Annotated in this window: 12 protein-coding genes; all 12 read left to right on the top strand. The window is 66.7% G+C overall.

Features of this window, described 5'->3' with window-relative positions; translation table 11 throughout:
• The 12 genes from nuoH to proS all read left to right on the top strand — a co-directional run bounded on the left by nuoH (position 1) and on the right by proS (position 13,033).
• Positions 1-1,023: an NADH-quinone oxidoreductase subunit NuoH gene (nuoH, locus tag MFF01_RS08715; protein WP_238223970.1), complete on the top strand. Its 1,023-nt coding sequence runs from the start codon at positions 1-3 to the stop codon at positions 1,021-1,023.
• A gap of 24 nt (positions 1,024-1,047) precedes the next feature.
• The gene (nuoI, locus tag MFF01_RS08710; RefSeq protein WP_238223969.1) at positions 1,048-1,536 is read left to right on the top strand and encodes an NADH-quinone oxidoreductase subunit NuoI; all 489 of its coding nucleotides are present in this window, start codon (positions 1,048-1,050) and stop codon (positions 1,534-1,536) included.
• A gap of 167 nt (positions 1,537-1,703) precedes the next feature.
• The gene (locus MFF01_RS08705) at positions 1,704-2,324 is read left to right on the top strand and encodes an NADH-quinone oxidoreductase subunit J (RefSeq protein WP_238223968.1); all 621 of its coding nucleotides are present in this window, start codon (positions 1,704-1,706) and stop codon (positions 2,322-2,324) included.
• Between the two features lie 25 nt (positions 2,325-2,349).
• Complete coding sequence (nuoK, locus tag MFF01_RS08700; protein ID WP_056089088.1) at positions 2,350-2,655, top strand: NADH-quinone oxidoreductase subunit NuoK; 306 nt, start codon at positions 2,350-2,352, stop codon at positions 2,653-2,655.
• 136 nt (positions 2,656-2,791) lie between these two features.
• On the top strand, positions 2,792-4,894 hold the full coding sequence (gene nuoL / locus MFF01_RS08695) for an NADH-quinone oxidoreductase subunit L (protein WP_238223967.1): 2,103 nt from the start codon (positions 2,792-2,794) through the stop codon (positions 4,892-4,894).
• Positions 4,895-4,926: 32 nt separating this feature from the next.
• On the top strand, positions 4,927-6,447 hold the full coding sequence (locus MFF01_RS08690; protein WP_238223966.1) for an NADH-quinone oxidoreductase subunit M: 1,521 nt from the start codon (positions 4,927-4,929) through the stop codon (positions 6,445-6,447).
• Between the two features lie 13 nt (positions 6,448-6,460).
• Positions 6,461-7,915: an NADH-quinone oxidoreductase subunit NuoN gene (nuoN, locus tag MFF01_RS08685; protein WP_238223965.1), complete on the top strand. Its 1,455-nt coding sequence runs from the start codon at positions 6,461-6,463 to the stop codon at positions 7,913-7,915.
• A 9-nt stretch (positions 7,916-7,924) separates the two neighbouring features.
• Entirely contained in the window at positions 7,925-8,704 is a 780-nt protein-coding gene (locus tag MFF01_RS08680) for a biotin--[acetyl-CoA-carboxylase] ligase (RefSeq protein WP_238223964.1), read from the top strand.
• A 13-nt stretch (positions 8,705-8,717) separates the two neighbouring features.
• The gene (locus MFF01_RS08675) at positions 8,718-10,391 is read left to right on the top strand and encodes a ribonuclease J (RefSeq protein ID WP_238223963.1); all 1,674 of its coding nucleotides are present in this window, start codon (positions 8,718-8,720) and stop codon (positions 10,389-10,391) included.
• Between the two features lie 74 nt (positions 10,392-10,465).
• Entirely contained in the window at positions 10,466-10,870 is a 405-nt protein-coding gene (gene mce, locus MFF01_RS08670) for a methylmalonyl-CoA epimerase (protein ID WP_238223960.1), read from the top strand.
• A gap of 4 nt (positions 10,871-10,874) precedes the next feature.
• On the top strand, positions 10,875-11,210 hold the full coding sequence (locus MFF01_RS08665; RefSeq protein WP_238223958.1) for a DUF1467 family protein: 336 nt from the start codon (positions 10,875-10,877) through the stop codon (positions 11,208-11,210).
• Positions 11,211-11,707: 497 nt separating this feature from the next.
• Positions 11,708-13,033, top strand: a complete 1,326-nt coding sequence (gene proS, locus MFF01_RS08660; protein ID WP_238223956.1) for a proline--tRNA ligase — start codon at positions 11,708-11,710, stop codon at positions 13,031-13,033.

Genomic DNA, 13,033 nt, shown 5'->3' with positions numbered 1-13,033 from the left:
ATGACCTTCTGGGAAGCCCTCGGTGCCGTCCTGCTCATGGCCCTCAAGAGCTTCGTGCTCCTGGCCCTGCTGCTCGTCTTCATCGCCTACGCTCTGCTCGCCGACCGCAAGATCTGGGCGGCGGTGCAGCTGCGGCGCGGCCCCAACGTCGTCGGGCCCTGGGGACTGTTCCAGTCCTTCGCCGATCTCCTGAAGTTCGTTCTGAAGGAGCCGGTGATTCCGGCCGGCGCCAACAAGGGGCTGTTCCTCCTCGCCCCCCTGGTCTTCGCGACGCTCGCCCTCGCCGCCTGGGCGGTGATTCCCTTGGCCGAAGGCTGGGCGCTGGCCGACCTGAACGTCGGCATCACCTACATCTTCGCCATCTCGTCCTTGGGCGTTTACGGCGTACTCATGGGCGGCTGGGCGTCGAACTCGAAATACGCGTTCCTCGGCGCCCTGCGGTCCGCCGCCCAGATGATCTCCTATGAGGTCAGCCTCGGGTTCGTGATCATCTGCGTGCTGCTCTGCGCCGGCTCGCTCAACCTCTCGCGCATCGTCATGGCGCAGGACACCAGCCTCGGGATCCTGGGCTGGTACTGGCTGTGGCTGTTCCCGATGTTCGTCGTGTTCTTCATCTCGGCCCTCGCCGAGACCAACCGCCCGCCCTTCGATCTGCCTGAGGCCGAATCGGAGCTCGTGGCGGGCTACATGGTCGAGTATTCCTCGACGCCCTACCTGCTGTTCATGCTCGGCGAGTACGTGGCGATCATGACCATGTGCGCGCTGGGCACGGTGCTGTTCCTCGGTGGCTGGCTGTCGCCTATTCCCTTCGCGCCCTTCACCTGGGTGCCGGGCCTGATCTGGTTCGCCCTGAAGGCGAGCTTCCTGTTCTTCATGATCGCCATGGTGAAGGCCATGGTGCCCCGGTATCGCTACGACCAGCTCATGCGGCTGGGCTGGAAGGTGTTCCTTCCGCTCTCCCTCGTGTCGGTCGTCGTCGTCGCCTTCGTTCTCAAGCTCACCGGTCTCGCGCCGGGCGCCTGACATCACCCACAGGGAGATCGCGGCATGAAGCTCGATCAGGTCGCCAAGAGCCTTCTGCTCAAGGAGTTCGTGACGGGGTTCGCCCTCGCCATGCGCTACTTCTTCAAGCCGAAGGCCACCATCAACTACCCCTTCGAGATGGGCCATCGCGGCCCGCGCTTCCGGGGCGAGCACGCCCTGCGCCGTTATCCCAACGGCGAGGAGCGCTGTATCGCGTGCAAGTTGTGCGAGGCGATCTGCCCCGCCCAGGCCATCACCATCGAGGCGGGCCCCCGCCGCAACGACGGCACGCGGCGCACCACGCGCTACGACATCGACATGGTGAAATGCATCTATTGCGGCATGTGCCAGGAGGCCTGCCCGGTGGATGCCATCGTCGAGGGGCCGAACCTCGAATTCTCCGTGGAGACCCGCGAGGAGCTCCTCTACGACAAGGAAAAGCTTCTCCTGAACGGGGACCGGTGGGAGCGCGAGATCGCGCGGAATCTCGCCGTCGACGCGCCTTACCGGTGAGACGGCACCGCTCCGCGGTTGTGCACCGCAGGGGCGGGTTCTATAGACGGGCGGCCTGAACCCCGCCCCGCGGGTGGTCCGACCGGACCTGCGGGCGGCCTGCACGGGCCATGGACGAATCAACGGCAGAAGGGGCTGTCCTCGGGGCGGCTGATCTCCACAATCGCATGAGTGCAGCCGCAGCCTTCTTCTACCTGTTCGCCGGCGTGACCGTCGCTTCGGGGTTCATGGTGATCGCCTCGCGCAATCCCGTCGCCTCGGTGCTGTACCTCATCCTGGCCTTCGTGAACGCCGCCGGCCTCTTCGTGATGATGGGCGCCGAGTTCCTCGCGATGATCCTCGTGGTGGTCTATGTCGGCGCCGTCGCAGTGCTGTTCCTCTTCGTCGTGATGATGCTCGACGTGGACTTCGCGCAGCTGCGCCAGGGCTTCCAGCGCTACCTGCCCATCGGCGCGCTCATCGGCGCGATCTTCCTCATCGAGCTCGTCCTCGTGGTCGGCTCATGGAGCATCGATCCCGATCTGCTCCAGGCCCCCCTCGGGCCCCTGGCCAGTGCCGAAGGCGTCACCAACACCCAGGCGCTGGGCCGGGTGCTCTACACGGATTACGTCTTCTACTTCCAGCTCGCCGGCATGATCCTGCTCACCGCCATGATCGGCGCCATCGTGCTCACCCTGCGCGACCGCCCCGGTGTGAAGCGCCAGAACATCGCCGTGCAGAACGCGCGTACCCAGGCGGACGCGGTGGAGACCCGCAAGGTGCCCTCGCGCCAGGGCGTGGAAGTCTGATGCCGGACCACGGGGGAATCATCCGATGATCGGCCTGAGCCATTATCTCACAGTCGCGGCGATCCTGTTCACCCTCGGGGTGCTCGGCATCTTCATCAACCGCAAGAACGTCATCGTCATCCTGATGTCCGTGGAGCTGATCCTGCTCGCGGTGAACATCAACCTCGTGGCGTTCTCGACCCATCTCAACGACATCACCGGCCAGGTCTTCGCCCTGTTCGTGCTCACCGTGGCGGCGGCCGAAGCCGCCATCGGCCTCGCCATCCTCGTCGTGTTCTTCCGCAACCGCGGCTCCATCGCGGTCGAGGACGTGAACATGATGAAGGGCTGAGCGCGCCCCGGACGCAAGACCCGACCGAACGGGGCCGCCACCGGCCCCGCGCGGTGACACGAAGACAGGGCTCGTTCGCGAGGCTCCGCGCAGGGCGCGGGGCCGGGCACGACCCAGGAGGCCGGACAAGCCAGCGATGTATCACGCGATCGTCTTCTTCCCGCTCATCGGCGCCCTGCTCGCCGGCCTGTTCGGCCGCCAGCTCGGCCCGAAGCTCTGCGAGGCCGTCACCACTGGATTCCTCGCCTTCTCGGCGCTGCTGTCCTGGGGCGTGTTCCTGGACATTCCGGGCACGGACCACGCCACGCGGGTCCAGGTCGCGACGTGGTTCACCGCCGGCGACCTCGTGGTCGACTGGGCCTTTCGCATCGACACCCTCACGGCCGTGATGCTCGTGGTGGTGACCTCGGTCTCCACCCTCGTCCACCTCTACTCCATCGGCTACATGGAAGAGGATCCGCACCGGCCGCGCTTCTTCGCCTACCTGTCGCTGTTCACCTTCGCCATGCTGATGCTGGTGACCGCCGACAACCTCGTGCAGATGTTCTTCGGCTGGGAGGGCGTCGGCCTCGCCTCCTACCTGCTCATCGGCTTCTGGTACGAGAAGCCTTCGGCCAATGCCGCGGCCATGAAGGCCTTCATCGTCAATCGCGTCGGCGATTTCGGCTTCTCGCTGGGCATCTTCCTCGTCTTCGTCCTCACGGGCTCGGTGGCCTTCGACGGGATCTTCGCCCGCGCCGCCGAGATCAAGGACGCGACCTTCCATTTCCTCGGCTACGACTGGAGCGTCTGGACCCTCGCCTGCCTGCTGCTGTTCATGGGCGCCATGGGCAAGTCGGCGCAGTTCCTGCTCCACACCTGGCTGCCCGACGCCATGGAGGGCCCGACCCCGGTCTCGGCCCTCATCCATGCCGCCACCATGGTGACGGCCGGCGTGTTCATGGTGGCGCGCCTGTCTCCGCTGTTCGAACTCGCCCCGAACGCCTTGATCGTGGTCACGGTCATCGGCGCCATCACGGCGTTCTTCGCCGCCACCGTCGGCCTCGTCCAGAACGACATCAAGCGGGTGATCGCCTACTCGACCTGCTCGCAGCTCGGCTACATGTTCGTGGCGCTCGGCGTCGGCGCCTACTCGGCCGGCGTGTTCCACCTCTTCACCCACGCCTTCTTCAAGGCGCTGCTGTTCCTCGGCGCCGGCTCGGTCATCCACGCGATGCACCACGAGCAGGACATGCGGAACATGGGAAATCTGCGCCGCTACATCCCGTTCACCACGGCGATGATGACCATCGGGACGCTCGCGCTCATCGGCTTCCCGTTCACGTCCGGCTACTACTCCAAGGACGCGATCATCGAGGCGGCTTATGCCTCGACCCGGCCGGGCCATACCCTGGCGTTCCTCTGTACCGTCATCGCGGCCCTGATGACCTCGTTCTATTCCTGGCGCCTCTTCTTCCTCACCTTCGAGGGGCCGGCGCGTTGGGCAGGCCACGGCGCAAGTCACGGCGCCGCGCACCACGACGAACATCACGCCGTGGCGCATGCGGCGACGCAGGCCGATGGCGCGCCGGGGCATCATGAGGGCGTCGCCCACGACGACCACGGCCACGACGTCGAGCCGGCCTCGCACAGCGCGATCGAGCATCACGACCACGCCCACACGCCGCACGAGAGCCCCCTCGTGATGACGATTCCGCTCGGCATCCTCGCCTTCGGCGCTCTGTTCGCCGGCCTGATCTTCAAGAACCGCTTCATCGGCGAGGGCATGGATCGCTTCTGGGGGCATTCGCTGGGCCACGGCCCCGACAACCACATCATGCACGACATCCACCACGTGCCGGCCCTCGTGAGCTACGCGCCCTTCATCATGATGCTGGTGGGGTTCGTCCTGGCGTTCTGGATGTACATCCGCCGGCCCGAACTGCCGGGGCAGCTCGCCGCCCAACAGCCGAGCCTGTACCGGTTTCTGCTCAACAAGTGGTACTTCGACGAACTCTACGACCGGATCTTCGTCCGGCCGGCCAAGGACTTCGGCAAGTTCCTCTGGAAGGAGGGCGACGGGCGGGTCATCGACGGCATGGGGCCGGACGGCATCGCCACGCGTGTCATGGACGTCACGCGCGGTGTGGTCCGGCTCCAGACCGGCTACGTCTACCACTACGCCTTCGTCATGCTCGTCGGGGTTGCCGGCCTCATCAGCTGGTACATGCTCGCCGGCCTGCCCAAGGTCGGACACTGATGGTCGCGGATAAGAACGGGAGCGCCCGCTAGATGTTCGGCCTCGGAATCCTCTCCGGCCTCCTGATCGTGCCCCTGTGCGGCGCGGCCTTCATCCTCACCCTCGGGGATGAGACGGAGGCCGCCAAGCGCAACGCGCGCTGGGCGGCGCTCGCCACCACCATCGCCACCTTCCTGCTGTCGCTCGTGGCCTGGGGCCGCTTCGACACGGGCACCGCGAGCTTCCAGCTCGTCGAGAGCCACGTCTGGTTGAGCGAGGCGACCCGGTTCAAGCTCGGCGTCGACGGCTTCTCGATGCCGCTGATCCTCCTGACCACGTTCCTGATGCCGTTCTGCATCGGCGCGTCCTGGCTTTCCGTCGACAAGCGGGTGAAGGAGTATTACGTCGCCTTCCTCGTCCTCGAGACGACGATGATCGGCGTGTTCCAGGCCCTCGACCTGGTGCTGTTCTACCTGTTCTTCGAGGCCGGCCTGATCCCGATGTTCCTCATCATCGGCATCTGGGGCGGCAAGCGGCGCATCTACGCGAGCTTCAAGTTCTTCCTCTACACCCTGCTCGGGTCGGTGCTGATGCTGCTGGCCATCATGGCGATGTACTGGCAGGCCGGCACCACCGACATCCCGACCCTGCTGCACACCCGCTTCCCCGTGGAGATGCAGACCTGGCTGTGGCTCGCCTTCTTCGCGTCCTTCGCGGTGAAGATGCCCATGTGGCCGGTCCATACCTGGCTGCCCGACGCCCACGTGGAGGCGCCCACCGCCGGCTCGGTGATCCTCGCCGGCATCCTCCTCAAGATGGGCGGCTACGGCTTCATCCGCGTCTCCCTGCCGATGTTCCCCGACGCGTCCCAGGCCTTCGCCCCGATGGTATTCGCCCTGTCGGTGATCGCGATCATCTTCACCTCGCTCATCGCCATGGTGCAGACCGACATTAAGAAGCTCATCGCCTACTCGTCGGTGGCGCATATGGGCTTCGTGACCCTCGGGCTGTTCACCCTCAACGAGCAGGGTATCCAGGGCGCCCTCTTCCTCATGATCTCGCACGGCATCGTGTCGGGGGCGCTCTTCCTCTGCGTCGGTGTGGTCTACGACCGGATGCACACCCGCGAAATCGCCGCCTATGGCGGCCTCGTGAAGCGCATGCCTCTCTACGCGGCGGCCATGATGGTGTTCACCATGGCCAATGTCGGCCTGCCGGGCACGTCGGGTTTCGTCGGCGAGTTCCTGGCCATGATGGGCGCCTTCCGCGCCAATCCCACCGTGGCGTTCTTCTCGGTCTTCGGCATCATCCTGTCGGCCGGATACGCCCTCTGGCTCTACGCTCGGGTGATCTATGGCAAGCTCGAGAAGCCTAACCTGCAGGGCATCCTCGACCTCGATCTGCGCGAAAAGATCATCATCGCGCCCCTCGTCGCGCTGACGATCTATTACGGCGTTCACCCGGCTCCGATCCTCGACACCTTCGCTCCCTCGACGGAGGCGTTGATGCAGAGCATGAAGACCGCGCTCTCGAACACGCAGACGGCGGCCGCCATCCCGCCCGTCGCGCGCTGAAAGCACCGTTCCGATGATTGTCGCCCCATCCGTGCTGCCCGCGCTCTGGCCCGCCCTGCCCGAGCTGATCCTCGCCGTCGGCGTCCTCGTCCTCGTCCTCTACGGCTCGTTCCGGGGTGAGCGGTCCGCCGAGGGCGTCAATGTCGGCGCCCTGCTCCTGCTGATCCTGGCCCTGTTCGTGGTCATGTCCCAGTCCGGCGCCAAGGTGACGACCCTCAACGGGTCATTCATCGTCGACGGCTTCTCCAAGGTGATGAAGGCCCTGATCCTGCTGGGCTCCGCCGCCTCGATCCTGCTGGCGCGCGACTATTTCCAGCGCGCGCGCATCGACCGGTTCGAGTTCCCGATCCTCATCATCCTGTGCACCCTCGGCATGATGGTGATGGCGTCGGCCAACGACCTCATCTCGCTCTATCTCGGCCTCGAACTTCAGTCGCTCGCGGCCTACGTCATCGCCGCCTTCCACCGCGACAACCTCAAATCCACTGAAGCCGGGCTGAAGTACTTCGTCCTCGGCGCGCTCTCGTCGGGCATGCTGCTCTACGGTTCGTCCCTGGTCTACGGCTTCACCGGAACGGTCTCGTTCCCCGGCATCGTCGCGGCCCTCAATGACACGAACGTGGGGTTCGGCCTCGTGCTCGGCATCGTGTTCGTTGCCGCCGGCGTCGCCTTCAAGCTCGCGGCGGTGCCGTTCCATATGTGGACGCCCGACGTCTACGAGGGCTCGCCGACGCCGGTCACCGCCTTCTTCGCCTCGGCGCCGAAGATGGCCGCCATGGCGATGACGGTCCGGATCTTCATCGGCGCCTTTCCGGACGTCACGGCGGTCTGGCAGCAGATCATCGTGTTCGTGGCCATCGCCTCCATGGCCCTCGGGTCGTTCGCGGCCATCGGCCAGCGCTCGATCAAGCGCCTGATGGCCTATTCCTCCATCGGCAATGTCGGCTACGCCCTCGTGGGGTTGGCCGCCGGCTCGCAGGAGGGCATTCGCGGCGTGGTGATCTACATGATCATCTACCTCGCCATGACGCTCGGCGCGTTCGCGGTGATCCTGTCGCTGCGCCGCGGCGGTCAGATGTTCGAGACCGTGGACGACCTCTCCGGCCTGTCCCGGACCCACCCCGTCCTTGCGTTCTGCCTTGCCGCCATGATGTTCTCCCTCGCCGGTATTCCGCCGCTGGCCGGGTTCTTCGCCAAGTACTACGTCTTCGCCGCCGCCATCAAAGCCGACCTCGTGGCGCTGGCGGTGATCGGTGTCGTCACCAGCGTGATCGGCGCCTTCTATTATCTGCGACTCGTCAAGGTGATGTACTTCGACGAGCCCGTGGCGGCGTACGAGCCGATGGCGCCGGGCCTGCGCATCGTCCTCGGCCTGACGAGCGTGGTCGTGGTGCTGTTCTGGATCGTGCCGGCGCCCCTCGTCGGCGCGGCCGGCACCGCCGCCCGATCGCTGTTCGCCGGGTCCTGAGATGGACCGTTGAGCGGATACCGTTTGGGGAGTCTGGCACGGGCGGCGGGGCATCGGCTTCACGTCCACGACAGCCTCGGCTCCACCAACACCGAGGCCCTGGAGCGAGCGCGGGCCGGTGAAGTGGGTCCCCTCTGGATCGTGGCCCACCGCCAGACATCCGGGCGCGGCCGGCGCGGGAACACTTGGACGTCGGAGCCCGGCAACCTCACCGCGAGCCTGCTCTGGCCGGTGAACGACGTCGATCCGGCCGACGTGCCGACCCTTGGATTCGTCGCCGGTGTTGGGCTGATGGCCGCCTTTCGCGGGGCTGGAGTCGCGGGCCTCGCGCTCAAATGGCCCAACGACGTCCTGGCCTCCGGCGCCAAGCTCGCGGGTCTTCTCCTCGAAGCCGAATCCCTTCCGGGCGGGCGCCGATCGGTGGTGATGGGGTTCGGCGTCAACGTCGCTGCGGCACCGGAGGGCTTGCCTTATCCGGCAACCTGCCTCAGGCAGATGCAGTACACCACGCGCGCCGAGGATCTGTTCGTCCATCTGACGGACGGGATCGTCGAGGCCGCGCGTGATTGGGACCGTGGCCGGGGATTCGCGCGAATCCGCGAACGCTGGATCGCCGACGCAGCCGGACTCGGCGCGCCGGTGACCGTGCGGACCGGCGACACCCGCGTGCATGGAATTTTCGAGACGATCGACGGAGCGGGACGGCTCGTCATCCGATCGGACGATGGAACGCGACGGACCGTGACGGCGGGCGAGGTGCATCTGGGTACGGCCGCGACGGCGGCTTGAGGTTTGAGTGAAGATGACGACAGGGCAAGACGAACTCGTCTTCGTGCCGCTCGGCGGCGTGGGCGAGATCGGCATGAATGCGGCGTTGTACGGTTTCGGACCGGCCAAGCGCCGCAAATGGATCATGGTCGATTGCGGCATGGGGTTCGCCGGGGAGGAGGGCTTCCCGGGAATCGACCTCATGTTCCCCGACCTGAGCTTCATCGAGGAGCGCAAGGAGGATCTCCTTGGCATCTTCATCACCCATGCGCACGAGGACCATATCGGCGCCATCGGTGAGCTGTGGCCCAAGCTCAAGGCGCCGGTCTATGCCACGCGTTTTGCCAAGAACCTGCTCGAGGCGCGCCGTCTCAGCGAGCCGGGTGCGCCGAAGGTCGTGCTCAAGGAAGTCCAGGCCGGTCGCCGGATCCAGCTCGGTCCGTTCGACATCGAGTACGTGCCCGTGTCGCACTCGATCCCCGAGTCGAACGCCGTCGCGATCCGGACGCCCCACGGTCTGCTGCTCCACACCGGCGACTGGAAGCTCGATCCGACCCCGATCCTCGGCGACGTAACCTCCGAGGCCGCGTTCCGGGCGCTGGGCGACGAGGGCATCCTCGCCATGATCAGCGATTCGACCAACGTCGTCCGCGAGGGGCGCTCCCCGAGCGAAGCCGAGGTCGCCGCGACCCTGCGCGAACTCATCTCCGAGGCGCCCCACCGCGTCGCGGTCACCACCTTCGCGTCGAATGTCGCGCGCATGCGCGCCGTGGCCGAGGCCGCCCAGGCCTGCGGCCGCGAGGTCGTCGCCGTCGGTCGCGCCATGGACCGGGTCATCGGCGTCGCCCGCGAATGCGGCTTTCTCGACGGCCTGCCTGACTTCCGCTCGGCGGACGCCTATGGCTACCTGCCCCGCGACAAGGTGGTGTGCCTGCTCACGGGTTCGCAGGGCGAGGAGCGCGCGGCGCTCGCCCGCGTCTCGCGCGACGACCATCCCGACGTGACCCTGACGGCCGGCGACCGGGTGATCTTCTCCTCGCGCGCGATTCCCGGCAACGAGCGGGCGGTGGGCGCGATCATCAACGATCTCATCAACGCCGGCATCGAGGTGGTCACCGACCGCACGAAGCTCGTCCACGTCTCGGGCCATCCCCGGCGCGATGAGATGGCGGAGATGTATGCCTGGACCCGGCCGCAGACGGCCATCCCTGTCCACGGCGAGGCCCTGCATCTCGACGAGCATGCGCGCTTCGCCCGGGCGCAAGGGGTGCCCAACGTCGTCAAGGCCCGCAACGGCAGCGTCGTGCGCCTCGCCCCCGGCACGCCCGAGGTGGTCGATCACGTCAAGGCCGGTCGCCTGTTCAAGGACGGCAACATCCTCATCGATGCCAAGGACCGGGCGATCCCCGAGCGGCGCAAGCTCGCTCAGGCCGGCCTGGTCTCGGTGGCCATCGCCATCGACGAGCAGGGCGAGGTGCTGGGCGAGCCCGCCATCGACATCATCGGCCTGCCCAATCGCGGCCGCGGCGGCCAGCCGATGCTGGACGTGGTGATCGAATGCGTCGCCCGAACCCTGTCCGGCCTGTCGAAGGCCAAGCGCCGGGACGCCGAGGCCGTCGAGAAGGCCGTCGACCGGGCGATCCGCTCCGGCGTCAACGAAGCCTGGGGCAAGAAGCCGGCCTGCCACGTGCAGGTGGTGGAGGTCTGAAGCCGCCTCGACCCTCCCCCGCCACGGGGGAGGGAAGGTCTGTCGCGCAGCGCGCTATTACGGAGGGAGCAAACATGATCGGACGCCTCAACCACGTTGCCATCGCCGTGCGCGACCTCGAGGCCGCCTGCGCCATCTATCGCGATACCCTGGGCGCCACCGTCACCGAGCCGCTGCCCCAGCCCGAGCACGGCGTCACGGTGGTGTTCGTGAACCTCCCCAACAGCAAGGTCGAACTCATGGCGCCGCTGGGCGAGGGCTCGCCCATCGCGAGCTTCGTCGAGCGCAACCCACAGGGCGGCGTGCACCACGTCTGCTACGAGGTCGACGATATCCTGGCCGCCCGTGACAAGCTCAAGGCCCAAGGAGCCCGCGTGCTTGGCACCGGAGAGCCCAAGATCGGCGCCCACGGCAAGCCGGTGCTGTTCCTCCACCCCAAGGATTTCCTCGGGACCCTGGTCGAGCTCGAGCAGGTCTGATCCCATGGGCGCCGTCCTCGACACCGTCGCCGCCACGACCCTTCGGACGCTGGCCGCCATGCTGGCGGTCATTGCCCTCGTGGTGGTGATCGCGGTGAGCCAGTTCCGGCTCACGGTGTTCGGGGCCGTGGCGCTCTACTTCGTGGTGTGGTGGACGCTGCTGTTCGTGATCCTGCCCATCCGCAATCAGGCCGAGACCGATCCGGACCGGGTCGTCCCGGGCCAGGACCCGGGCGCTCCGGCCTCGCCACGTCTGCGCGAGAAGGCGCTCTGGACCACGGCCCTCGCCAGCGTGGTGTTCCTCGTGGCGATCCCGCTGTTCGAGCTGGCCGGGCTCTAGAAGCGAAGGGTCGGACGATCGGACATAAAAAAAGCAAGGCCTGAGCCTTGCTTTTGAAAAGATGATCGTCGGAACAGCCTCATTGTTTCACGCATCTTGACGGCGTGGCGGCTGATTGTTCCTCCCAAGACTCGGGCCTGTCGCGGCCTCTAACGGGCCGTGCGACCAGCGCAAGGCGCTTATAGGAAGAGGAATTCCCATTGTCACGCCATGGGAGGGGAGATCCTGCGTTTTTTCACCAGAAACGCCCGGATTTGTCATGAGCCGCACAAAGCGGGTCCTTTCGGAATCCTCTTGCGAGCTTGTCTAGAAAGCGGCCCTGTCTTGGTACAGGGCGAACCGCCCCGGCGGACCTCGTGTCTTCTCGGCGGCCGGAGGTGCTCTTTTCGGGATGATGCATCCCGGGTGTCGCCTGGCTGCGCTTGTGTTTTCCCGGTGCAATGTGTTGTGTGCCCCGGCGCGTCCGACGGTGCGGCGCGCTGGTTCCAGGGCCTTCCATGCGTCTCTCCCGCTACTTTCTCCCCACCCTGCGCGAGACGCCCAAGGAGGCCGAGATCGTCTCCCACCGGCTCATGCTGCGCGCCGGTCTCGTGCGCCAGGAAGCCGCCGGCATCTACGCGTGGCTGCCGCTGGGCCTGCGGGTGCTGAACCGGGTCTGCGCGGTGATCCGGGAGGAGCAGGACCGGGCCGGCGCCATCGAGATCCTGATGCCGGCGATCCAGTCGGCCGAGCTCTGGAAGGAATCGGGCCGCTACGAGGCCTACGGCAAGGAGATGCTCCGCATCGCCGACCGGCACGACCGCGAGATGCTGTTCGGCCCCACCGCCGAGGAAGTCGTCACCGAAATCTTCCGGGGCAGCGTGCGGTCCTACAAGGATCTGCCGAAGAACCTCTATCAGATCTCCTGGAAGTTCCGGGATGAGGTGCGCCCGCGCTTCGGGACCATGCGCTCGCGCGAGTTCCTGATGAAGGACGCCTACTCGTTCGACATCGACCAGGCGGCCGCTCGCCACGCCTACAACCGCATGTTCGTGGCGTATCTGCGCACCTTCGCGGGCCTCGGCCTGAAGGCCATCCCCATGCGGGCCGACACCGGCCCCATCGGCGGCGACCTCAGCCACGAATTCATCATCCTGGCTCAGACCGGCGAGAGCGAGGTGTTCTGCGACCGGCAATATCTCGAGTTCGAGACGCCGCCGGTCACGACGGATTTCGAGGATGTCGCCGGGCTTCAGGGCACCGTCGACCGCTGGACCTCGCACTATGCCGCGACGAGCGAGATGCACGAGCCGGCGGCCTTCGCCGAAGTCGCGCCCGACAACCAGATGGCCGCGCGCGGCATCGAGGTCGGCCACATCTTCTACTTCGGCACCAAGTATTCCGAGCCCATGGGCGCCAAGGTCACCGGTCCCGACGGCGTCGAGCGCCCGGTGCATATGGGCTCCTACGGCATCGGCCCGAGCCGCCTCGTCGCCGCGATCATCGAGGCCTCCCACGACGAGGCCGGAATCATCTGGCCGGATGCCGTGGCGCCCTTCGACGTCGCGCTCATCAACCTCAAGAGCGGGGATGCGGCGACCGACGCGGCCTGCATGGAGATCCAGGGGAGCCTGGAGGCCGCCGGCCTCACGGTGCTGTACGACGACCGTGACGAGCGGCCGGGCGCCAAGTTCGCCACCGCCGATCTCATCGGCCTGCCCTGGCAGGTGATCGTCGGGCCGCGCGGGCTGGCCGAGGGCAAGGTCGAGATCAAGCGCCGGGCCGGCGGCGAGCGCGAGACCATCGCGCCCATCGATCTCCTCGCCCGTCTGAAGCGGGTCTGA

This window comes from Methylobacterium adhaesivum (assembly GCF_022179065.1).
Taxonomy (GTDB): Bacteria; Pseudomonadota; Alphaproteobacteria; order Rhizobiales; family Beijerinckiaceae; genus Methylobacterium; species Methylobacterium adhaesivum.
This window is presented reverse-complemented; position numbering and strand designations above follow the sequence as displayed.